Origin of the sequence: Allobosea thiooxidans, from assembly GCF_900168195.1 — a bacterium.
GTDB lineage: Bacteria > Pseudomonadota > Alphaproteobacteria > Rhizobiales > Beijerinckiaceae > Allobosea > Allobosea thiooxidans.
Map to the genome: position 1 here is coordinate 166,101 of NZ_FUYX01000011.1, position 22,044 is coordinate 188,144.

The window sequence follows — 22,044 nt, forward strand, 5'->3', positions numbered from 1 at the left end:
GATGGATCTTGACATTCGTCAGTCCTCACCCCTTTTTGCGCCAAAGGCCGAAGACCGCCCGCGGTCGCGTCGGCTCGCTACCTGGAGTTTCACCATGTCACGCCGCCGTTTCATCGGTCTGGTGCTCACCATCGCCGCAGCTTCGACCGCCCTTTCCAGCGTCGATGTCCTTGCGCAGGGGGCTCCGCCCGCTCCCCCGGTCCAGGTCGCCGCGCCGCTCGCCAAGCGCATCACCAACTGGGACGAGTACACCGGCCGCTTCGAGGCAAGCGAACAGGTCGACGTTCGCGCCCGCGTCTCCGGCTTCATCGACAGCGTGCACTTCAGCGACGGCTCGCTCGTCCAGAAGGGCGACCTGCTCTTTACCATCGATCAGCGGCCTTACAAACTGGCTGTCGAGGTCGCGCGCGCCGAGGTCGTCCGCGCCAAGGCACAGGTCGAGCTGGCGCAGAACGAGGTTGAGCGCGCTGAGGGGCTGACCCAGAATCGCACGATCACGGCGCGCGACGTCGACCAGCGCCGGGCCAACCTGAACAGCGCGGTCGGAGCGCTCCAGGGCGCCGAGGCCAATCTGAGGAACGCCGAGCTCAACCTCGAATGGACGGAGGTGCGGGCGCCGCTCTCCGGCCGCATCTCGAACCGCCGCATCGACCCCGGCAACCTGGTCGCAGGGGGGCAGTCGGGCGCGACCCTGCTGACCACCATCGTCGCGATCGCGCCGATCTACTTCACCTTCGACGTCTCGGAGGCGGACTTCCTGCGCTATTCCCGCATGTCCAGCCTGCGCGAAGGCACGGGCAAGGATACCGGGACCCCAGTCGAGGTGCGGCTCGCCGATGAGCCCAAATGGGGCCGCCGCGGCCGGGTCAACTTCGTCGACAACGCCCTGAATGCGCGCTCGGCCACCATCCGCGGCCGCGCCGTGTTCGAGAACAAGGACCAGTTCCTCACGCCCGGCGTCTTCGGCCGCCTGCGCTTCTTCGCCGGCGAGGCCGATGCGCTGCTGGTGCCGGACACCGTCATCGCCTCCGACCAGGCCCACAAGATCGTGCTGACGGTCGGGCCGGAGAACAAGGTGGTGCCGAAGCCGGTCGTGCTCGGCCCGCTCAGCGAGGGCCTGCGCGTGATCCGGTCCGGCCTGTCGCCGGAGGACAAGGTCATCGTCGGCGGCAGCGCCAATCCGATGGTTCGCCCGGGCGTCGCGGTCTCGCCGCAGCCGGGCGAGATCAAGGTCGCCACGACGAACTGAGCGCCTTCCGCACCGGCTTTCCCCGAAAGCCGGTGCCCGCTTCTCGGGCCATGCCTGGCCCGGCACCGAAACACGGGCGCCAGCGGGCGTCCGCCCGCCTTATTCCGGACAGGACGTTTCCATGTTCCGCTTCACCCATTTCTTCATCGATCGGCCGATCTTCGCCACCGTGCTCTCGGTGCTGCTGACGATCGCCGGCGCGATCGCGCTGCGCACGCTGCCGATCGCCGAATATCCCGAGATCGCGCCGCCGACGGTGTCGATCCGCGCCACCTATCCCGGCGCCTCGGCCGAAACGGTCGCCGCCACCGTGGCGACGCCGATCGAGCAGGAGGTCAACGGCGTCGACGACATGCTCTACATCACCTCGCAGTCGACGGGCGACGGCGTGGTGACGATCAACGTCGTCTTCAAGGCCGGCGTCGACATCGACCAGGCCCAGGTGCTGGTGCAGAACCGCGTCTCGCAGGCCGAACCGCGCCTGCCGCAGGAGGTGCGCCAGCTCGGCCTGCAGGTGCGCAAGGCCTCGCCGGACTTCCTGATGGTCATCAACATGATCTCGCCGGACGGGTCGCGCGATCCCCAGTACATCTCCAACTACGCCTCGCTCTACGTGAAGGACGTGCTGACCCGCGTCGACGGCGTCGGTGACGTCCAGGTCTTCGGCGCGCGCGACTTCTCGATGCGGATCTGGCTCGATCCGGCCAAGGTCGCAGCGCGCAACCTGACCGCGACCGACGTCGTCGCCGCGCTCAGGGCGGCGAACGTGCAGGTCGCCGCGGGCGCGCTGAACCAGCCGCCGGCGAAGTCGAACGAAGCCTTCCAGCTCTCGGTGAACACGCTCGGGCGCCTGACCGACGTCTCGGAGTTCGAGAACATCGTCGTGCGTTCCGACGCCGATGGCGGCACGATCCGCGTGCGCGACGTCGCGCGCGTCGAGCTCGGCTCGCAGGACTACACCACCAACGCCTATCTCGATAACAAGAACACCGTCGCCATCGGCGTCTTCCAGCGGCCCGGCTCCAACGCGCTCGCGACCTCGGACGCGCTGATCGCGACCATGAACACCATGGCAAAGAGCTTCCCGCCTGGTCTCGAACACCGCATCATCTACAACCCGACCGAGTTCATCGCGGAATCGGTCAAGGCCGTGGTCGACACGCTGCTCGAGGCCATCGTCCTCGTCGTCATCGTGGTCATCCTGTTCCTGCAGACCTGGCGCGCGGCGCTGATCCCGATCGTGGCGATCCCGGTCTCGCTGGTCGGCACCTTCCTGATCATGAGCGGCGTCGGCATCTCCTTCAACACGATCTCGCTGCTCGCGCTGGTGCTGGCGATCGGCATCGTCGTCGATGACGCGATCGTGGTGGTCGAGAACGTCGAGCGCTATCTCGCCCAGGGGATGTCGCCGGCGGATGCCGCGCACAAGACCATGGACGAGGTCGGCGGCGCGCTGCTCGCGATCGCGTTGGTGCTCTGCGCCGTGTTCATCCCGACCGCCTTCATCAGCGGCCTGCAGGGCACGTTCTACCAGCAGTTCGCGGTCACGATCGCGGCCTCGACGGCGATCTCCTGCTTTGTCTCGCTGACGCTCTCGCCGGCGATGTCGGCGATCCTGCTGAAGCCGCACAAGCAGCACGACGCGCATGAGCAGCACGGCTTCTTCTACAAGCTCGGCGCGCCGGTCCGCTGGTTCTTCCACTACTTCAACGCCGGCTTCGACTGGTTGTCGCGGACCTATGGGCGCGTGACCTCGCGGCTGATCCGGCTCGCGGTGATCCTGCTCATCGTCTATGCGGGCCTGATCGCGCTCACCGCACAGCGGCTCGCCCAGACTCCGACCGGCCTCGTGCCGCAGCTCGACCGCGGCTACTTCATCGTCGCGATGCAGCTGCCGCCCGGCGCCTCGCTGGAGCGTACCGACGCGGCGCTGCGCAAGGCGAATGAGATCCTGCAGTCGCGCCCTGGCGTCGCGCACACCGTCGCCTTCGCCGGCCTCGATGGTGCGACCTTCACCATCGCGCCGAATGCCGGTGTCGCCTTCGTCACGCTCTCGCCGTTCAAGGAGCGCGAGAAGGAGGGCCTGACGACGCAGGGCATCTTCAACGACCTGCGCCAGCAGATGTTCGCGATTTCGGAGGCCTTCACGCTGGTGATCGAGCCGCCCGCGATCTCCGGCATCGGCAATGGCGGCGGCCTCAAGGGCTATGTCCAGGATCGCGCCGGCCGCGGCCTGGTGGCGCTCGAGGGCGCGGCCTGGACGGTCGCCGGCTCGGCCGGTCAGCTGCCCTTCATCGTGCAGCCCTTCACGCTGTTCTCGACCAAGACGCCGCAGATCTACGCCGATATCGACCGCACCAAGGCGGAGATGCTCGGCGTGCCGGTCACCCGCATCTTCGAGACGCTGTCGGTCTATATGGGCTCGGCCTATGTCAACGACTTCAACCTGCTGGGCCGCACCTTCCGCGTCACGGCGCAGGCCGACAACCCGTTCCGCCTGACGACGCGCGACGTCGCCAATCTCAAGACCCGCAACGCGGATGGCGAGATGGTGCCGATCGGCTCGGTCGCGTCCTTCCAGGACACGACCGGCGCCTATCGCGTGCCGCGCTACAACCTCTACCCGGCGGCTGAGGTGCAGCTCTCGATGGCTCACGGCTATTCCACCGGCCAGGGCATCGCGGCGGTCGAGAAGATTGCGCAGGAGCGTCTGCCGCCCGGCTTCGGCTTCGAATGGACCGAGATCGCGCTGCAGGAGAAGCTGGCGGGCAATACGGCGATCATCGCCTTCGGCCTGGCCGTGGTCTTCGTCTTCCTGCTGCTGGCGGCGCTCTATGAGAGCTGGCTCTTGCCGCTCTCGGTCATCCTGATCGTGCCGATGTGTATCCTGGCGGCGATGTTCGGCGTGAACTACGCCAATCTCGACCGGAACATCCTCGTCGATATCGGCCTCGTCGTGCTCGTCGGCCTCGCGGCCAAGAACGCGATCCTGATCGTCGAGTTCGCCAAGCAGGCCGAGGAGGAGGGCATGAACCGTCGCGATGCCGCCATCGCCGCGGCCCGCACCCGGCTGCGGCCGATCCTGATGACCTCGATGGCCTTCATCCTCGGCGTGCTGCCGCTGACGGTCTCGGTCGGCGCCGGCGCCGAGATGCGCCAGGCCATGGGCATCGCGGTCTTCTCCGGCATGCTGGGCGTGACCGTCTTCGGCCTGATCTTCACGCCGGTGTTCTACGTGATGGTGCGCTGGCTGGCGGATCTGCGCGGGACCCGGCGCAAGGCGCCCTCCGCACAGCAGCCGACCGGGGCGCACTGACGCCCCGGTCCTCCTCCGGGAGAGGCGCGGCTCGGCGAGAGTCCTCCAGACAACAAAAAAGCCCCCCGAGCCGGCCGGCTCGGGGGGGCTTTTCGTTTGGAACGCCGTTCAGAGGCCGAGGTCGAAGGCGTAGCTCGCCGAGACGCCGACCGTGATCGAATCGCGCGAGCCAAATGGCCTGACGATCGGGGAGCGCGTGGCGTCGCCGACGAGGCGCTTGTACTCGACATAGGCGGTCGTCTTGAGCTGGTCGGACCAGTGATAGGTCACCTGCGCCAGGGCGCCGATCGAATGGACGCCGGCGTTGAAGCGCTGCAGCATCCCGCCCGTGCCGGGCATGGCGCCGCCGGTGCCGAAATAGGTCCGGACATAGTCGGCCGAGGCGATCCGCATGCGCGGACCGACGCCGAGGGTCCAGGGGCCGAAATTGCTGAAGGCGTCGAGCTTGAGATCGGCGACCACGCCGTCATGGGCGACGATGCCGCGGCGCAGGTCGGCGCGGGCGCGCAGCCAGGATGTCGGATAGAATTCGACGAAGCCGCCGGCCTCGGCGCCGTACTTGGTCGATGGGACGGCGACGAGCGCATGGTTGACCTTGGCGTCGCGCTTCCACAGCAGGTCGCCGGAGAAGCCGATGCGCCAGCCCTTGCCGGAGAAGAAGCCGATGCTGAGCATCGCGTCGTCTTCGGCGCTCCACCAGGTGCTCTTGAGGCCCTTGCTCAGCGAGATGATCGGCCGCGCCCGGAAGACATAGTCGTCGGAACCGGCGTAGTCCGGCTGGTAGCGCAGGCCGCCGCCGAGGGTGAGATACCAGTTCTGGGCGGATTGGGGCGAGGTGAGGGTCGAGTAGTCGCTCGATTGCGCCCGGGCGCCGCCGGGCAGCGACAGGGCGAGACAGGTCGAGAGACCCGCCAGATACGCAACGCAACGCATAGTCCAGAACTCCGACGCGACCGCGCCTCCAGTGATGTGAATGCCCGCAATCTGAGGCAGGGGGATTAATGCCCGGTTAAGGTTCGCAATTCGTTATCGCCCATGTTCTCAAGGCGTTACGGCTGCGGGCTCGCATAGCGGCGGCTCCGGCCGGAGCCGCCGCCTCAAAACGGCCCATCGTTGCGGGCTCTGTCTCCGGCCAGGACACGATTCGTGTCGACAGGAGATCGATCATGAGGCCAGCGGCCATCGTCGCGCTGATCGCGCTGAGCGCCGCCCCCGCGCTCGCGCAGGAGCTGCCGCAGCGCAAGCCCGGGCTCTGGGAAACCAAGTCGTCCGGTGCGGAGGGGCAGACCGTCGCCAAGCAATGCGTCGGCCCGGGGACCGATCAATCGGCCGTCGGCGGCCTGGCGGGCGGGGCCTGCTCCAAGATCCAGGTCTCCAAGACCGCGACCGGCTACGCCATCGAGACCGAATGCACGGTCGGGCCGATCAAGGCTGCCGGTACCAGCGTCATCACCGGTGATTTCGACATGGCGATCCGGACCGAGGGCACGACCCGGCTCTCCGGCGTGCCGGGGCAGACGGGAACGGTGGAGCGCAAGCTCGTGGTCGAAGCCAAGCGCCTCGGCGAGTGCGAGGCAGGGCAGAAGCCGGGCGACATCATCTTGCCGAATGGCCAGGTGATCTCGATGCCGCCTGCGGCGCCCAAGCCGTAAGGCACGCAGCCGCGTCCGGAGCGTCGCCGCGAAAGCACGGCCGGCAGAATCCGCAACCGCCCGCAGCCCCGGCTCTTGACGTCGGCCATGCACTGTGGCCATGCCGGAAGGCGGTGCCGCCCATCATCGTGCTCGGCGCGCATCGTTCTCGAAGGGCAGGCGATATCATGATGATGCGGCGGATGGGTGCGGTCGTTGTGGCCGGTGGGCTGTCGATTCTGGCGAGTGTCTCGGCCTTTGCCGCGAGCAGCTCGACCGCGCTGCCGCCGCCCGACCCGACTGCGAAGAACCTGACGCCCTACATGATCCAGCTGCGCGCCTTCGATGCCTGCCTGGTCACCCAGTCGCAGCTCATGGGCACGACGCGCGAGGCGGTCCATTCGCCCTGCTCCTGCTATGCCAAGGGCACGGTCAACGCGATGACCAAGGACGAGATCCAGGCCTTCCGCGACACCGGGTATTTCAACGACTCCGCCCGCGAGAAGGGCCTGCAGTACATCGATCGCTGCAAGCTCAAGCGTCCGTTCTGAGCTCAGCTGCGCCGATCCGGGATCCATGCCTGGGCTGTTCGGGCGTGGATCGCGGGCGTCCGCCGGCTATCCGGAATGGCCCCGCGGCCGTCGACGCGATCTCGCGGGATGACGTTCAAAGTCTCCTGTCTCCCGCCTTGCTGCTGACACGCTCCTGACAGAAACTGTCATCCGGGCGTTCCACTCTGCTGTCACTCGAACACGCGCCGATCGGATTGCACCGCAATCTGATCCGATCCGTGTTCCCTGTCAGTCGATTGGAATCCGGGTAGGGAGACGCCGCCGTGCAGCGCGCCGAACGATTGCTCGACATGATCCAGAGCCTGCGTCGCCGCAGGCGCCCCGTCACCGCAGAGACGCTGGCCTCCGAGCTCGATGTCTCCGTGCGGACGGTCTATCGCGACATCGGCGCGCTGGTGCGCCAGGGCGTGCCGGTGCGCGGCGAGGCCGGCATCGGCTATGTCCTCGACGCCGGCTTCGATCTGCCGCCGCTGATGCTCTCGCCCGACGAGATCGAGGCCGTGCTGGTTGGCATGCGTTGGCTCAGCGACCGTGCCGATCCCGTGCTGGCGCGGGCCGCCGAGGACGTGGTCAGCAAGGTGGCGGCAGTTCTGCCGCCGCATCTGCGGCCGATCCTGCTCGACGGCGCCCTGTTCGCTGCGTCCTACCCCGGCGACGTGCCGGCCGATCAGGTCGACGTCGCGGCGGTGCGTGCCGCCATCCGCAACGGCCGCAAGCTCTCGATCGAGTACAGCGACGAGAGCGGCCATGCCACGCAGCGGATGATCTGGCCGATCGGGATGACCTTCTACGAGCGCGTGCGGATCGTCATCGCCTGGTGCGAGCTGAGGCAGGCCTTCCGCCATTTCCGCACCGACCGCATGACCGGCCTCGTCGCGCTGGAGGAGCGCTACCCCGCCCGCCGCGCCGACCTCTTCCGCCGCTGGCAGAAGGAGGAGGAGCGGGCCCGCGAGGAATGGGAGCGCTGCAAGCGCGAGGGCAGCGAGGGCTCGGCCCGGCCTGCCGCGAAGCATCCGGGCGAGGGCGACGGTCAGGTTCGGCTGACGGCGTCCCCGGTCAAGCTGGCCCGGCCGGAGGCGACCTCGGCCAGCGCCGCCGGATAGAGCTTGTGCTCCTCGACGAGGACGCGCTTGGACAGCGTCTCCTCGTCGTCGCCGGGCAGGATCGGCACCTTCGCCTGCAGGATCACCGGCCCGGCGTCGAGTTCCGGCACGACGAAATGCACCGAGCAGCCATGCTCGCTGACACCGGCTTCGAGCGCCTGCCGGTGCGTATGCGTGCCCTTGAACAGTGGCAGCAGGGACGGGTGGATGTTGATCAGCCGGCCTTCCCAGCGCTTGACGAACCAGGGCGTCAGGATGCGCATGAAGCCGGCGAGCACGACGAGGTCGATCTGGTTGACGCGCAGGAGTTCGTCCACCGCGCGCTCGAAGGCTTCGCGGTCCTTGCCGAAGGGACGATGATCGACCGTCGCCGTGGCGATGCCGAAGCCGCGGGCCCGGTCGAGCCCCGCGACGTCGGGGATGTTGGAGATCACGAGCGCGATCTCGGCCGGATAGTCCGGCGCGCGGGCCGCCTCCGCGATCGAGACCATGTTGGAGCCGCGGCCGGAGATCAGGACCCCGACGCGCTTGCGGGAGGCCGTGTTGGTCTCAGCTGGCTTGCCGATCATGTGAGCCCTCATTCTGAGGAGCGGCCGCAGGCCGCGTCTCGAAGGATGCTCCAGATATCGTCCGCGCCTCCTGGACCATCCTTCGAGACGGGCTTCTGCGAAGCGCTCCTCAGGATGAGGGCTGACATGGAAGACATCACATTCACAGCGAGAGCTTGCCGCGATAGCTGACCTGCTCTTCGCCGGCGCCGACCGGAACCACCTCGCCGAGCTTCACCGGCGCCTCGCCGGCCGCCTTCAGCGCGGCGAGGACGGCGTCGGCCTTGTGGGCTTCAGCCGCGACGATCATGCCGATGCCGCAGTTGAAGGTGCGCAGCATCTCGCGCTCGGCGACGCCGCCGATCCTGGCGAGCCAGCCGAACACCGGCGGGACCGGGATCGCATCGAGGTCGAGCGCGACGCCGAGCCCTTCGGGCAGCACGCGCGGGATGTTGTCGGGGAAGCCGCCGCCGGTGATATGCGCCAGCGCCTTGATGCCGTCGGTGGCCTTGAGCGCCTGGAGCAGCGGCTTCACATAGATCCGCGTCGGCTCCAGTAGCGCCTCCGCCAGGCCTTTTTTGGGAGCGAAGGGGGCCGGTGCCGTCCAGGCCAGGCCGCTCAGCGCGACGATGCGGCGGACCAGCGAATAGCCGTTGGAGTGCACCCCGGAGGAGGGCAGGCCGAACACCACGTCGCCGGGCTTCAGGTCCTCGCGCGGCAGCAGCGTGCCGCGCTCGGCCGCTCCGACCGCGAAGCCGGCGAGGTCGTAGTCCTTCTCGGCGTACATGCCGGGCATCTCGGCGGTCTCGCCGCCGATCAGTGCGCAGCCGGCCTGGCGGCAGCCATCGGCGATGCCGCGCACGATCTCGACGCCGACCTTCGGATCGAGCTTTCCGGTAGCGTAGTAGTCGAGGAAGAGCAGGGGCTCGGCACCCTGCACGATCAGGTCGTTGACGCACATCGCGACGAGATCGATGCCGATCGTCGAATGCAGCCCGCTTTCGATCGCGATCTTCACCTTGGTGCCCACGCCGTCATTGGCCGCGACCAGGATCGGATCGCTGAAGCCGGCGGCCTTGAGGTCGAACAGCCCGCCGAACCCGCCGATCTCGGCGTCGGCACCCGGCCGGCGCGTGGCGCGCACCAGCGGCTTGATCTCGTCGACCATGGCGTTGCCGGCGTCGATGTCGACGCCCGCCTGCGCATAGGTCAGTCCGTTTGCGCCGGGCTTGCTCATTGCGTTTCGCCTTCCTTGCGTGCTTGCGGGAGCGATAGGCAAGCGCGCCGCGCCTTGCAAGGCGTATCGGCGTTTTCGCTCTTGCCGATCCACGGTCCGCGACCTTAGCGTCGCTTTTTGTCGAGATCCGCTCGGGCGTTCCGGATGACGATCCCCAACCTGATCACGGTCGGCCGCCTGTTCCTGGTGCCGCTGGTGATCGTCATGATCGTCAATGCGCGCTGGGATTTCGCCTTCATCCTTTTCGTGGTGGCCGGGGTCTCCGATGCGATCGACGGCTTCCTCGCCAAGCGCTGCGGCATGGCGAGCGAGCTCGGCGCCTGGCTCGACCCGATCGCCGACAAGGCGCTGATCGTTTCGATTTACATCACGCTGGCGCTGGTCGGGGCGGTGCCGATCTGGCTCGTCATCCTGGTTGTTTCGCGGGATCTGATGATCGTGGCGGCTGTGCTCCTGTCCTGGCTGCTCGACCGGCCGGTGACGATCGCCCCGATCATGGTCAGCAAGCTCAATACGGCAGCGCAGATCGCCTTCGCCGCGCTGGCGCTCGGCTCGCGCGCCTTCAGCATCGATCCCGGTCCGGCCGCGGTGGTGGCGGAGCTTGTCGTCGCGCTGTTGACGCTGGCCTCGATGACGGCCTATCTGGCCTTCTGGCTGCGCCACATGGCTGGTTGATGGGCCTCGATCCGCCGTCGCGGGCGTTGAACCGGCGGCATCCGTGCACATCTAACCCTTCTGCCGGCCGGAGACGCGAAAGAGGCTGATCGATGACGTTGCAGCGCCAGATCGGCTTTTGGCTCGGATCCCTTGTCGTCTTCATCCTGCTGCTGGTGCTGCTGCGGGACGTGCTGCTGCCTTTCATCGCGGCACTGGCGCTCGCCTATCTGCTCGATCCGCTGGCCGACCGGCTGGAGCGGATGGGCATGAACCGGCTGAGCGCCACCATCGTCATCCTGTTCGTCTTCCTCGTGATCTTCGTGCTGGCGCTCGTGCTGCTGGCGCCGCTGCTCGGCCGGCAGCTCGCGGGGCTGGTCGAGAGGCTGCCGGCCGATGCGGCCAAGCTGCAGGCGCTGGTGATGGAGAAGGGCGCGCCCTGGCTCGAGCGCTTCGGTGGCGGAAACCTGCAGCAGGAGGCGCAGAACTCGCTCGGCAACCTCGTCGGCGAGGCGACCAAATGGATCGGCGGCCTGCTGCAGTCGCTCTGGAGCGGCGGCACTGCCATCGTCGGCGTGTTCTCGCTCTTGGTGCTGACGCCGGTGATCGCCTTCTACCTGCTGGTCGACTGGGACCGGATGGTCGCGACCGTCGATAGCTGGCTGCCGCTCGAGCATCGCGACACCATCCGCGACCTCCTGCACGAGATGGATCTGGCGATCGCCGGATTCCTGCGCGGGCAGGCGCTGGTCTGCCTGCTCCTCGGCACCTTCTACGCGATCGGCCTGAGCATCGTCGGGGTCAATTTCGGCGCGCTGATCGGCATCATCTCCGGCTTCCTGTCGTTCATCCCCTATGTCGGTTCGCTGACCGGCCTCGTGCTCTCGGTCGGCGTCGCGATCGTGCAGTTCTGGCCGGACTGGACCTGGCCGCTGGCGACGCTCGGCGTCTTCCTCGCCGGCCAGTTCCTGGAAGGGAACATCTTCCAGCCGAAATTCGTCGGCGACTCGATCGGCGTTCATCCGGTCTGGCTGATGTTCGCGCTGCTCGCCTTCGGCTCGCTCTTCGGCTTCGTCGGGCTGCTGCTGGCGGTGCCGCTCGCGGCCGTCATCGGCGTGCTCTGCCGCTTCGCGCTCCGGCAATATCTCGCCAGCAACCTCTATCACGGTGGAGATGCCACCCGCGCCGCCAAGGCCAAGGCGCGGATCAAGGCCGATTCCTAAGTTTCATCCATGTCCGACGTTCCGCAACGCCCGCGCCAGCTCGCATTCGACCTTCCGCTCGACAGCCGTCACGGCGTCGAGGATTTTCTCGTAGGCCCCTCGAACGAGGCGGCCTACGGCCTGATCGAGCGCTGGCCGGCATGGCCCGAGGCTTGGTTGCGCCTGACCGGGCCGGAAGGCGCCGGCAAGACCCATCTTGCCGCCATCTGGGCGAGAGCCGCCCATGCCTGGACCATCCGGGCGAGCGAGCTCGACGAGGCCAAGGTGCCGCATCTGGTCTCGGGCGGCGCGCTGGTGGTCGAGGATTGCGACGCCGGTGATCTCGACGAGCCGGCGCTGTTCCATCTGATGAACGCGATGAAGGCGCGGGGCGGCTCGCTGCTGCTGACGGCGCGCCGGCAGCCCGATCTCTGGGGCCTGCGCGTGCCGGATCTGCTGTCGCGGCTGCGGCTGGCGCCGAGCGCGACGATCGAGCCACCGGATGACGGGCTCCTGCGCGCGGTGCTCGTCAAGCTGTTCATCGACCGCCAGCTCGTGGTCGATACCGCCGTGATCGATGCGCTGGCGCTGCGCATGGAGCGTTCCTTTGCCGCAGCCAGGCAGGTCGTCGATCGGCTGGATCGCCTCGCCCTGGAGCGCGGCCGCCGCGTCACTCGCCCGCTCGTCCAGGAGGTGCTGGCCGATCTCTTCCCGCAGGAACCCGGCTGAGCCATGCCGGTTTGTACCGCAGGGCTGCCGCGGCGCGAAATCATGTCGCCCGTCATCGAACTGTCACGCTAGGATGGCTTCAACGGCGCCATGAGCGGCAAGACGACCAGGATGCGGGTGAAGCGCATGAATCTCGAGATCGTGACCGACGAGCCGGAGAAGCTGACCGGCGAGGCCGATGCGCCGGCGCTGCGCCATCTGCCCACGCGCTTCATGAATCGCGAGCTCTCCTGGCTGCAGTTCAACCGGCGGGTCATGGAGGAGGCCTCCAACCGCAGCCATCCGCTGCTGGAGCAGCTGCGCTTCCTCTCGATCTCGGCGAACAATCTCGACGAGTTCTTCATGGTCCGTGTCTCGGGCCTGCGTGAACAGCTCAAGGCGGGCGTCGTCACGCCGAGCCAGGACGGGCTCACCCCGGCCGAGCAGCTCGTCGCCATCGGCCAGGCGGTCTCGGCCCTGACGGACGACCAGCAGGCGCGCTGGGCGGAGCTGCGCCACGATTTGCACGAGAACCGCCTGCATCTGCTCGAGCCGGCCGATATCGGCTCGCAGGACCGGATCTGGCTGGAGGACTACTTCCTCAACTACGTCTTCCCGGTGCTGACGCCGCTGGCGATAGACCCGGCGCATCCCTTCCCCTTCATCCCCAATCTCGGCTTCACGATCGCGCTCGCCCTCGAGCGCAAGAGCGACGGACGCCAGCTCGACGCGCTGATCCGCGTGCCGACCAAGATCGACCGCTTCATCGAACTGCCGGACCTCGCCCGGGAGGGGCTGCACCGCTTCATCGCGCTCGACGACGCGGTCTCGCTGTTCATCGGCAAGCTCTTTCCCGGCTATGAGGTCAAGGGCGCGGGCTCCTTCCGCATCATCCGCGACTCCGATCTCGATATCGAGGAGGAGGCGGAGGATCTGGTCCGCGTCTTCGAGACCATGCTGAAGCAGCGCCGCCTCGGCGTCGTGATCCGCCTCGAGCTCTCGACCGGCATGCCCGACCATCTGCGCCGGCTGATCGTGCGCGAGCTCAAGGTCGACAGCGACGAGGTCGTCGAGGTCAACGGCATGATCGGGCTCAATGAGCTCGCCCAGCTCGTCGGCGTCGACCGGCCGGACCTCAAGTTCAAACCGTACAACGCCCGTTTCCCGGAGCGCATCCGCGAGCATGGCGGCGACTGCTTCGCCGCGATCCGCCAGAAGGACCTGCTCGTCCATCATCCCTATGAGAGCTTCGACGTCGTCGTGCAGTTCTTGCAGCAGGCGGCGCGCGACCCCAATGTGGTCGCGATCAAGCAGACGCTTTACCGAACCTCGGCCAACTCGCCGATCGTCAAGGCGTTGACGGAGGCGGCCGAGGCCGGCAAGTCCGTCACCGCCCTGGTCGAGCTCAAGGCGCGCTTCGACGAGGAGGCGAATATCCGCTGGGCGAAGGAGATGGAGCGCGCCGGCGTTCAGGTCGTCTACGGCTTCATCGAGCTCAAGACCCACGCCAAGCTCTCGCTCGTCGTGCGCCGCGAGTCCGGCCACCTCGTGAGCTACTGCCATATCGCGACCGGCAACTACCACCCGATCACGGCGCGCATCTACACCGACGTCTCCTTCTTCACCGCAGACCCGGTGATCGCGCAGGACGTCGCGCGCATCTTCAACTTCATCACCGGTTACGCCGAGCCTGCCGGGCTGGAACGCATGGCGGTCTCGCCCACCGGCCTGAAGCAGCGGCTGCTCTCCGACATCGCCGAGGAGGTCGCCCATGTGAAGGCCGGCCGCAAGGGCGCGATCTGGGGCAAGTGCAACTCCCTGGTCGATCCCGAGATCATCGACGCGCTCTACGACGCCAGCCAGGCCGGGGTCGAGATCGACTTCGTCGTGCGCGGCATCTGCTGCCTGCGGCCCGGCGTTCCCGGGCTTTCCGACAATATCCGCGTCAAATCGATCATCGGCCGCTTCCTCGAGCACACCCGCATCTACGCCTTCGGCGCCGGGCACGGGCTGCCTTCGGCCAAGGCCAAGGTCTATATTTCCTCGGCCGACCTGATGCCGCGCAACCTCGACCGCCGCGTCGAGGCGCTGACGCCGATCCTCAATCCGACCGTGCATCAGCAGTTGCTCGATCAGATCATGTTGGCCAACCTGCTCGACAACGAGCAGAGCTGGACGATATTGCCGGAGGGCGGCTCGCGTCGCATTGTCCCCGCGCCGAACGAAGAGCCGTTCAACGCGCACAAGTACTTCATGACGAACCCGAGTCTGTCCGGACGTGGAAAATCGCTCTCCAACTCAAGCCCCCGCTCCCTCACGCGGCGGGGCGGCCGCAAGGCCTGAGCTCCGGCACGCGCCGGGGCGCCTGGCGCTCTCGGACACGATCGCCATCGTCGATATCGGCTCGAACTCCGTGCGTCTCGTCGTCTACGAGATGCTGGCGCGCGCGCCTTCGCAGGTCTTCAACGAGAAGGAGATGGCCGGTCTCGGCCGGCAGGTCGCCTCGACCGGCCGCCTCGCCGAGGACGCGATCGAGAAGGCGATCCACGCGCTGGTGCGCTTCCGCATCCTCTGCGAGGCGATGCATGTCGGCGAGCTTCGCGTCATCGCCACGGCGGCGGCGCGCTATGCCGAGAACGGGCCCGATTTCATCGCCAGGGCCGAGCGGGCGATCGGCCAGCCGATCGAGCTGATCTCCGGCGGCCGCGAGGCCGTGCTCTCGGGCCTCGGCGTGATCTCCGGTTTCGATGCCGCGGACGGTGTCGTCGGCGACCTCGGCGGCGGCAGCCTGGAGCTGATCTCGGTCGGCGACGGTGCCGTGGGGCAGGGTGCCAGCGTGCCGCTCGGCGGCCTCGCACTGCTCGATCGCTCGAAGGGCTCGCTCAAGGTGGCCGAGAAGATCGTCAAGGAAGAGCTCGACAAGCTGCCGCAGCTCGGCGCCATGAAGGGGCGGGACTTCTACGCCGTCGGCGGCACCTGGCGCGCGCTCGCGACGCTGCATCAGCGCCGGGTGAACTACCCGCTGAGCGTCATGCATGGCTATGCCATCCCGCCCAAGGATGTGGTCGATTTCGTCAAGCTGGTCGAGCGGGCCGACGCCTCCGTGCTCGATGCCATCGATTCGGTGTCATCGGCACGCCGGCCGCTGCTCGCCTATGGCGCGCTGGTGCTCGACGAACTGATCAAGCGCGGCAAGCCGCGCAACATCGTCGTCTCGGCGCAGGGCGTGCGCGAGGGGCTGCTGCACGAGCAGCTCTCGCCGGAGGAGCAGACCGCCGACCCGCTGCTGCAGGCGGCGCGTGACTACAACCTGCTGCGGGCGCGCGATCCGCGCCATGCCACGGAGCTGATCGCCTGGACCCGCGGCATCCTGGAGACCGCCGGGCTGGCGCAGGACGAGCCCTCCGACCGGCTGATCGAGACCGTCTGCCTGCTCTCGGATATCGGCTGGCGCGCCCATCCCGATTATCGCGGCGAGCAGAGCATGAACGTCATCGCCCACGCCTATTTCACCGGCATCGACCATGTCGGGCGGGCCTTCCTGGCGCTGACAACCTTCTATCGCTATGCCGGGCTGAAGGCGGGCTCGCCGGCCGAAGCCGGGCTGAAGACGCTGCTTCCGCCGCCGCTGCTGGCGCGGGCCCTCCTGATCGCAGGGATCTTCCGGGTTGCCTATCTGCTCTCGGCCGGGATGGCCGGCATCCTGCCACGCATCGCCGCGACCTGCGTCGACAACCGGCTGCAGCTGCGCTTCCCCGAGGATCTGGCGGCGCTGGCGAGCGACAGGGTCGAGGGTCGGCTCAAGCAACTCGCCAAGCTGCTCAGCCGCGGCGTCGAGATCGGAAGGCTCTGAAGGCCGCAGGCGCCGCCGCGCCGTCATTGCGGAGATCGGTGTGAGCGAAGACCACGGCGCTCCTGTCATGGTCGGGCTTGTCCCGACCATCCACGTCTTCCTTTGCGCAATGCGGTGTTCAAGACGTGGATGCTCGCCACAAGGGCGAGCATGACGATAACCGGAGCGGCGCCACGCTCATGGTTTCCGGGCTCAAGCCTTCGGCCTATCCCGGAACGAGGCGTTTTCGGTCAGCTCGCCGCGCGCAGCCGGGCGAAGCCGGCGTCGAGATCGGCCTTGAGGTCCTCGATGTTCTCGAGCCCGATATGGATGCGCACCGTCGGGCCCTTGAAGTCCGGCGTCGTCGCCGTGCGGTAGTCCCTGCAGTCGAACGGCAGGACGAGGCTCTCATAGCCGCCCCAGGACGCACCGATGCCGAACAGGGTGAGCCCGTCGAGCATCGCGCCGACCGCCTTCATCGAGACGGGCTTCAGCTCGATGGTGAAGAGCGAGGAGGCGCCGGTGAAGTCGCGCTTCCAGATCTCATGGCCCGGCGCTCCCGGCAGGGCAGGGTGCAGGACGCGGGCGACCTCTGGGCGATCGCGCAGCCATGCGGCCATGGCGATGCCGGCGGGCATCTGCTCCTTGAGGCGCACGGACATGGTCCGCATGCCGCGCAATGTCAGGAAGGCGTCTTCCGGCGCCACGATCAGACCGAGCTGGCTCCAGGCCGCGTGGAGCTTCTTGAACAGCTCCGGCGTGCGTGCCGAGACGGTGCCGATCAGCACGTCGGAATGGGCGGCATAGTATTTGGTGCCGGCCTGCACCGAGTAGTCGACTCCGAATTTGTGGGCGTCGAAGAAGAGCGGCGTCGCCCAGGTGTTGTCCATCGCGACGAGGATGTCGCGCTCTTGCGCCGCGGCGACGATGGCGGGGATGTCCTGCATCTCGAAGGTCTGCGAGCCCGGCGCCTCGGTCCAGACGGCCCTGGTGTTCGGCTTGAACAGCTTGGCGATGTCGCTGCCGATCGACGGGTCGTAATAGGTCGTCTCGACGCCCATCCGCTTCAGGAAGGTGTCGCAGAAGATGCGCGTCGGACGATAGACGCTGTCCGTCACCAGCACATGATCGCCGGCCGAGAGCATGGTCAGGAAGGCGAGGGTGCAGGCCATGAGCCCTGATGGCGTCACGACCACGCCGGCACCGCCCTCGATCGTGTTGGCCGCGGCCATCAGCGCGTCGAGCGTCGGGTTGCCGGCCGTGCCGTAGGTGTAGCGCGCCTTGCGGACCAGGAAGTCCTCGGTGTTCGGATAGACCACCGTGGAGCCTCGTACGATAGGCGGATTGACAAAGCCGTAACTGTCGCTAGGGTCGCGCCCTGCCAGCACGAGACGCGTCTGCTCGCCGAGGCGGGCAAATTCAGGCGAAGTCAGCTTTTTCATGGGAAGGGCACGACTCGGAAGGCGGGGAATGCGGCCGGACTTGACCAACCCTTACAAAGTCGCATGTGATGTATGCAGTGGACAAGGGGCGCCGGAGGCGGACGGCGGTTGCTTGACGCTCATGGGTCACTCTGGCAATCGACTCGATAACGGGGGCGCCGCGCAAACTGCGATGTGAACCGAGCGGTGAAAATGCCGCCGGCGGCGAGACCAGGATGGCGTCCGGCACCAGCCGGAAACGTGGCTTAATGGGGAGAATATCGATGAAGAAGTTTGTGGCAGCCGCCTTGGCGGCAGGGATTGGCCTCGCGATTTCCGCGACCTCGGCTTCGGCCCAGGCGACGCTCGCGCAGGTCAAGCAGCGCGGCATCCTGAACTGCGGTTCGAACACCGGCCTCGCCGGCTTCGGCGTTCCGGACGCGCAGGGCAACTGGAAGGGGCTCGACGTCGATTATTGCCGCGCCATCGCGGCGACGATCTTCAACGACCCGAGCAAGGTCAAGTTCATCCCGCTCTCGGCCAAGGACCGCTTCACCGCGCTCCAGTCGGGCGAGGTCGACGTGCTGGTCCGCAATTCGACCTGGACGATGACGCGCGACGCTTCGCTGGGCCTGCTCTTCACCGGCGTGAACTACTATGACGGCCAGGGCTTCATGGTCCGCAAGAAGCTCGGCGTGAACTCGGCGCTGCAGCTCTCGGGCGCCTCGGTCTGCACCCAGCAGGGCACGACGACGGAGCTCAACCTCGCCGACTACTTCCGTGCCAACAACCTGAAGTACGAGGTCGTCGCCTTCGCCACCTCGGACGAGACGGTCAAGGCCTATGACGCCGGCCGCTGCGACGCCTTCACCACGGACGCCTCGGGCCTCTATGCCGAGCGCCTGAAGCTGACGAACCCGGACGACCACATCGTCCTGCCCGAGATCATCTCCAAGGAGCCGCTCGGCCCGTCCGTCCGCAACAACGACCCGCAGTGGTTCAACCTGGTGAAGTGGGTCGGCTTCGCCATGCTCAATGCCGAGGAGCTCGGCGTCACCCAGGCGAATGTCGATCAGCAGATCAAGTCGGACAATCCCGAGATCAAGCGTCTGCTCGGCACCGAAGGCAAGTTCGGCGAACAGGTCGGCCTGACCACCGACTGGGTGGTGCGGATCCTCAAGCATGTCGGCAACTACGGCGAGTCCTTCGAGCGCAATGTCGGCCAGGGGTCGCTGCTGAAGATCGCCCGCGGCCAGAACGCGCTCTGGACCAAGGGCGGCCTGCAATACGCGCCGCCGGTTCGCTGATATGGATCGCGGAGCGCCGGCCTGCCGGCGCTCCGTTCGTCTCGCGGCCCTGAAGCTGCCGCGCTCTCGCCGCGGACCGCTTTCGAAGCGTTTCGCGGCGTTCTTGTCTGAAGTCGGCAGCGCGCGGCCGCTCGTGGAACCCCGCGATTCCGTTGACGGGATTGTTCGTTGACGAGGGGATTGCCGGCGCAGAGACTCCGATGCGGCGCAGGAGGGGCGCCGGCCCGGTTGGTCCGGGATTTGCTGCCTAGGTTTTGCTGAGGCTTTGCGTCAGCTGCGCTTGCCGCTTCGGCATTCGCCGCTCAAGATTTGTTCAATCGGGGAGAGCGGGACGAACCCGCTCCGAACAGGGGAACAGCATGAAGACAGAGATCATGACTGCTGCCGGGGTGGCAGCCGTCGGCGTCGATATCGCGACCGGCCCGTGAACGGCGGAGGGGCCGCCGTCGCACGGCGCGTCCCTTCGACCAGAAGCTCACAGAAAAGGCGGGACGGGCACAACACGACCGCGGCGCAACCGCACCGCCGCCGGATCGCCGACCGCGAGAAGCGAGGCAAAAAGGGCGTAACAAGTGTCGAGCATTCCGACCGAAACGGTAACACCCGGCAAGGCGTCGTTGTTCTACGACCCGAAGATCCGAGGCTATGTCTACCAGATCGCGCTGCTGGCGGTCGTCGCCTTTCTGATCTGGTCGGCCGCATCCAACGCGATCGAGAACCTGCGGGCGCAGAAGATCGCTTCCGGCTTCGGCTTCTGGCACAACGCGGCCGGCTTCGACGTCAACCAGAAGCTGATCCCGTTCTCGGCCTCGGGCGGATCGACCTATGGCGAGGCCTTCCTGGTCGGCCTGCTCAATACGCTGCTGGTCGCTGCGCTCGGCATCGTCCTCGCGACCATCATCGGCTTCGTCGTCGGCGTGGCGCGGCTGTCGAACAACTGGATCGTCGCGAAGCTGGCGATGATCTATGTCGAGGTCATCCGCAACATCCCGCTGCTGCTGCAGCTCTTCTTCTGGTACAACGCGGTGCTGAAGCCGTTGCCGGATGCGCGCAATTCGATCGCATTGCCCGGCAGCATCTACCTCAACAACCGCGGTATCATCCTGCCGAGCCCGCAATTCGCCCCGGGCTTCGAAGCGGTCGCGATCGCCTTCCTCATTGGTGTCGTGGCGGCGATCGCCTTCTTCATCTGGGCCCGCGGACAGCAGGCCAAGACCGGCAGGCAGTATCACAATGGCTGGGTCGCGCTGCTCCTGATCGTCGGCCTGCCGCTCGCCGTCTTCTTCGCTGTCGGCCATCCGCTTTCCTTCGACTATCCGCAGCAGGGCCGCTTCAACCTCACTGGCGGCATGCAGATCTTCCCGGAATTCGTGGCGTTGCTGATCGGCCTCTCGACCTATACGGGCGGATTCATCGCCGAGGTCGTGCGCGCCGGCATCCTGGCGGTGTCGAAGGGGCAGAGCGAGGCAGCCCATGCGCTCGGCCTCAGGTCCGGCCCGACGCTAAAGCTCGTCGTCATCCCGCAGGCCATGCGCGTCATCATCCCGCCGCTGACCTCGCAATATCTCAACCTGACCAAGAACTCCTCGCTCGCGGTGGCGATCGGCTATCCGGATCTCGTCCAGGTCTTCACCGGCACGGTGCTGAACCAGACCGGCCAGGCGGTCGAGGTCGTGGCGATCACCATGGCGGTCTATCTGACGATCTCGCTGGTCACCTCGTTCTTCATGAACATGTACAATAAGCGCATGGCGCTGGTCGAACGGTGAGGGCTGATCGATGACCGACGCAACGCTCGAGAACGCCCCTTACGCCTACGTCCGCAAGGAGACGCTGCAGCAGGAGCCCGCGCCGCTTTCGGTCGCGGGGCCCTGGGCCTGGATCAGGACCAACCTGTTCTCCAGCCCGCTCAACACGATCCTGACCCTGCTCTGCCTCTATCTGGTGGTGGATGCGGTACCGGGCCTGATCCGGTTCTACTTCCTCGATGCGGTCTGGACCGGCGAGCATCGCGACGCCTGCCTCGCCGACAAGGTCGGCCGGCCGGTCGGCGCCTGCTGGGCCTATATCGCCGATCGCTTCCAGTACTTCATCTACGGCTCCTATCCGGTCAGCGAGCGCTGGCGGGTCAACATCGTCTTCGCGATGTTTGCGCTGGGCGTGATCTGGCTGCTCTGGAACCAGGCGCCGCTGAAGAAGATCGGCGTGTTCTTCTTCTTCGTCATCCTGCCGGCGAGCGCCTTCATCCTGCTGCTGGGCGGCGCGCGCGCCGAGGGCTTCCTGCGCTTCCTGATCCTGCTCAGCTTCGCGCTGGCGGTGCTCTATCTCGTCCTGTCCTTCGTGCCCTCGCTGGCGCGGTTCTGGATCGGGGAGGGCCAGTTGACCGTCGAACAGGAGATGCCGGCCTGGCAGCGCTTCTACCGCCCGAAGCGCCTCATCTTGATCGCCGTCGTCGTCTTCGGCCTGCTCGCCGTCCTGGCCGACCGCGTCGGCCTGCCACGAGTCGACACCGGGCTCTGGGGCGGCATGATGGTGACCTTCCTGATCTCGGCGGTCGGCATCGTGTTCTCATTGCCGCTCGGCGTGCTGCTGGCGCTCGGCCGCCGCTCGCGCCTGCCCGCGATCCAGCTGCTCTCGGTGATCTTCATCGAGTTCGTCCGCGGCGTGCCGCTGATCACGGTGCTGTTCATGGCGAACACCATGCTCCCGCTCTTCGTGCCGCAGGAGTACTCGCCGGATCGGCTGCTGCGGCCGCTGATCGGCGTGGCGCTCTTCGCCGCCGCCTATATGGCGGAGGTGGTGCGCGGCGGCCTGCAGGCGATCCCGAAGGGGCAGTACGAGGGCGCGATGTCGCTCGGCCTCGGCTACTGGCAGATGATGCGCCTGATCATCCTGCCGCAGGCGCTGCGGATCGTGATCCCCGGCATCGTCAACACCTTCATCGGGTTGTTCAAGGATACGACGCTGGTCACCATCGTCGGCATCTTCGACTTCCTGCGCACCATCGAGGCCACCCTTGTCGATCCGACCTGGGCGACGCCGACGACGCGGACGACCGGCTATGCCTTCGCCGCGATCTTCTATTTCCTTTGCTGCTGGGGAATGTCGCGCTACTCCGTAGCAGTCGAGAAGCGCCTAGCCGCCGGCCAAAAACGTTGAGAGGAATGACGACCATGGCAATGGCAGAAACGAAGATGATGGACACGCGGCCCGCGGCGCTGAAGCCGACCTCGCTGAACACGGCGACGGCGGTCGAGATGACGG

The 22,044-nt window shown here is 67.1% G+C and carries 17 protein-coding genes; 13 read left to right on the top strand and 4 right to left on the bottom strand.

The genetic code is table 11. The features are described from left to right. The first annotated feature begins 94 nt into the window (after window positions 1–94). Both B5Y19_RS19040 and B5Y19_RS19045 read left to right on the top strand, forming a co-directional pair. A complete protein-coding gene (locus tag B5Y19_RS19040) occupies window positions 95–1,249 on the top strand; it encodes an efflux RND transporter periplasmic adaptor subunit (RefSeq protein WP_055729349.1) in 1,155 nt (384 codons plus the stop codon). A 121-nt stretch (window positions 1,250–1,370) separates the two neighbouring features. Continuing rightward, entirely contained in the window at window positions 1,371–4,565 is a 3,195-nt protein-coding gene (locus B5Y19_RS19045) for an efflux RND transporter permease subunit (protein WP_055729350.1), read from the top strand. 108 nt (window positions 4,566–4,673) lie between these two features. Here the strand turns inward: B5Y19_RS19045 and B5Y19_RS19050 are convergent, their stop codons facing one another. After that, on the bottom strand, window positions 4,674–5,498 hold the full coding sequence (locus B5Y19_RS19050; RefSeq protein ID WP_055729351.1) for a MipA/OmpV family protein: 825 nt from the start codon (window positions 5,496–5,498) through the stop codon (window positions 4,674–4,676). A 233-nt stretch (window positions 5,499–5,731) separates the two neighbouring features. Here B5Y19_RS19050 and B5Y19_RS19055 point away from each other — a divergent pair, with 233 nt between their 5' ends. The 3 genes from B5Y19_RS19055 (at window position 5,732) to B5Y19_RS19065 (ending at window position 7,871) form a co-directional block, all read left to right on the top strand. After that, window positions 5,732–6,217 (top strand): DUF3617 domain-containing protein, encoded by a 486-nt coding sequence (locus B5Y19_RS19055; protein WP_055729352.1) that lies wholly within the window; start codon window positions 5,732–5,734, stop codon window positions 6,215–6,217. Window positions 6,218–6,399: 182 nt separating this feature from the next. Continuing rightward, a complete protein-coding gene (locus tag B5Y19_RS19060; protein WP_139384461.1) occupies window positions 6,400–6,747 on the top strand; it encodes a hypothetical protein in 348 nt (115 codons plus the stop codon). Window positions 6,748–7,031: 284 nt separating this feature from the next. Then, window positions 7,032–7,871 (top strand): helix-turn-helix transcriptional regulator, encoded by an 840-nt coding sequence (locus B5Y19_RS19065; RefSeq protein ID WP_079591926.1) that lies wholly within the window; start codon window positions 7,032–7,034, stop codon window positions 7,869–7,871. On the opposite strand, the gene purN is transcribed toward B5Y19_RS19065, so the two are convergent. After that, window positions 7,799–8,440: a phosphoribosylglycinamide formyltransferase gene (gene purN, locus B5Y19_RS19070; protein WP_055729354.1), complete on the bottom strand. Its 642-nt coding sequence runs from the start codon at window positions 8,438–8,440 to the stop codon at window positions 7,799–7,801. The genes B5Y19_RS19065 and purN overlap by 73 nt on opposite strands. 142 nt (window positions 8,441–8,582) lie before the next feature. Further along, on the bottom strand, window positions 8,583–9,656 hold the full coding sequence (gene purM, locus B5Y19_RS19075; RefSeq protein ID WP_055729355.1) for a phosphoribosylformylglycinamidine cyclo-ligase: 1,074 nt from the start codon (window positions 9,654–9,656) through the stop codon (window positions 8,583–8,585). A 144-nt stretch (window positions 9,657–9,800) separates the two neighbouring features. Between purM and B5Y19_RS19080 the strand changes: the two genes are divergently transcribed. The 5 genes from B5Y19_RS19080 to ppx all read left to right on the top strand — a co-directional run bounded on the left by B5Y19_RS19080 (window position 9,801) and on the right by ppx (window position 16,073). Then, a complete protein-coding gene (locus B5Y19_RS19080) occupies window positions 9,801–10,331 on the top strand; it encodes a CDP-alcohol phosphatidyltransferase family protein (protein WP_055729356.1) in 531 nt (176 codons plus the stop codon). Window positions 10,332–10,423: 92 nt separating this feature from the next. Further along, entirely contained in the window at window positions 10,424–11,533 is a 1,110-nt protein-coding gene (locus B5Y19_RS19085; RefSeq protein ID WP_055729357.1) for an AI-2E family transporter, read from the top strand. Window positions 11,534–11,542: 9 nt separating this feature from the next. Continuing rightward, the gene (locus B5Y19_RS19090) at window positions 11,543–12,241 is read left to right on the top strand and encodes a P-loop NTPase family protein (RefSeq protein ID WP_055729358.1); all 699 of its coding nucleotides are present in this window, start codon (window positions 11,543–11,545) and stop codon (window positions 12,239–12,241) included. Between the two features lie 126 nt (window positions 12,242–12,367). Continuing rightward, on the top strand, window positions 12,368–14,563 hold the full coding sequence (locus B5Y19_RS19095; protein ID WP_055729365.1) for an RNA degradosome polyphosphate kinase: 2,196 nt from the start codon (window positions 12,368–12,370) through the stop codon (window positions 14,561–14,563). Then, complete coding sequence (ppx, locus tag B5Y19_RS19100; protein WP_055729359.1) at window positions 14,499–16,073, top strand: exopolyphosphatase; 1,575 nt, start codon at window positions 14,499–14,501, stop codon at window positions 16,071–16,073. Before B5Y19_RS19095 ends, ppx begins: the two co-directional genes overlap by 65 nt. A 230-nt stretch (window positions 16,074–16,303) precedes the next feature. Here ppx and metC read toward each other — a convergent pair whose 3' ends face one another. After that, window positions 16,304–17,494, bottom strand: a complete 1,191-nt coding sequence (gene metC / locus B5Y19_RS19105; RefSeq protein ID WP_055729360.1) for a cystathionine beta-lyase — start codon at window positions 17,492–17,494, stop codon at window positions 16,304–16,306. Between the two features lie 263 nt (window positions 17,495–17,757). Here metC and B5Y19_RS19110 point away from each other — a divergent pair, with 263 nt between their 5' ends. The 3 genes from B5Y19_RS19110 (at window position 17,758) to B5Y19_RS19120 (ending at window position 21,939) form a co-directional block, all read left to right on the top strand. Continuing rightward, window positions 17,758–18,780: an amino acid ABC transporter substrate-binding protein gene (locus tag B5Y19_RS19110; RefSeq protein WP_055729361.1), complete on the top strand. Its 1,023-nt coding sequence runs from the start codon at window positions 17,758–17,760 to the stop codon at window positions 18,778–18,780. A 572-nt stretch (window positions 18,781–19,352) separates the two neighbouring features. Continuing rightward, window positions 19,353–20,549, top strand: coding sequence for an amino acid ABC transporter permease (locus B5Y19_RS19115; RefSeq protein ID WP_197282460.1), 1,197 nt, complete (start codon window positions 19,353–19,355; stop codon window positions 20,547–20,549). A gap of 10 nt (window positions 20,550–20,559) precedes the next feature. Continuing rightward, window positions 20,560–21,939 (top strand): amino acid ABC transporter permease, encoded by a 1,380-nt coding sequence (locus tag B5Y19_RS19120; RefSeq protein ID WP_055729362.1) that lies wholly within the window; start codon window positions 20,560–20,562, stop codon window positions 21,937–21,939. Window positions 21,940–22,044 lie beyond the last annotated feature (105 nt).

Excerpts from the sequence above, each read along its gene's own strand:
- B5Y19_RS19060 (WP_139384461.1), top strand. The coding sequence starts at position 6,400 with ATGGGTGCGGTCGTTGTGGCCGGTGGGCTGTCGATTCTGGCGAGTGTC.
- B5Y19_RS19090 (WP_055729358.1), top strand. The coding sequence starts at position 11,543 with ATGTCCGACGTTCCGCAACGCCCGCGCCAGCTCGCATTCGACCTTCCG.
- purM (WP_055729355.1), bottom strand. The coding sequence starts at position 9,656 with ATGAGCAAGCCCGGCGCAAACGGACTGACCTATGCGCAGGCGGGCGTC.
- B5Y19_RS19110 (WP_055729361.1), top strand. The coding sequence starts at position 17,758 with ATGAAGAAGTTTGTGGCAGCCGCCTTGGCGGCAGGGATTGGCCTCGCG.
- B5Y19_RS19040 (WP_055729349.1), top strand. The coding sequence starts at position 95 with ATGTCACGCCGCCGTTTCATCGGTCTGGTGCTCACCATCGCCGCAGCT.
- B5Y19_RS19095 (WP_055729365.1), top strand. The coding sequence starts at position 12,368 with ATGAATCTCGAGATCGTGACCGACGAGCCGGAGAAGCTGACCGGCGAG.
- metC (WP_055729360.1), bottom strand. The coding sequence starts at position 17,494 with ATGAAAAAGCTGACTTCGCCTGAATTTGCCCGCCTCGGCGAGCAGACG.
- B5Y19_RS19050 (WP_055729351.1), bottom strand. The coding sequence starts at position 5,498 with ATGCGTTGCGTTGCGTATCTGGCGGGTCTCTCGACCTGTCTCGCCCTG.
- B5Y19_RS19080 (WP_055729356.1), top strand. The coding sequence starts at position 9,801 with ATGACGATCCCCAACCTGATCACGGTCGGCCGCCTGTTCCTGGTGCCG.
- B5Y19_RS19120 (WP_055729362.1), top strand. The coding sequence starts at position 20,560 with ATGACCGACGCAACGCTCGAGAACGCCCCTTACGCCTACGTCCGCAAG.
- purN (WP_055729354.1), bottom strand. The coding sequence starts at position 8,440 with ATGATCGGCAAGCCAGCTGAGACCAACACGGCCTCCCGCAAGCGCGTC.
- B5Y19_RS19045 (WP_055729350.1), top strand. The coding sequence starts at position 1,371 with ATGTTCCGCTTCACCCATTTCTTCATCGATCGGCCGATCTTCGCCACC.
- B5Y19_RS19085 (WP_055729357.1), top strand. The coding sequence starts at position 10,424 with ATGACGTTGCAGCGCCAGATCGGCTTTTGGCTCGGATCCCTTGTCGTC.
- B5Y19_RS19055 (WP_055729352.1), top strand. The coding sequence starts at position 5,732 with ATGAGGCCAGCGGCCATCGTCGCGCTGATCGCGCTGAGCGCCGCCCCC.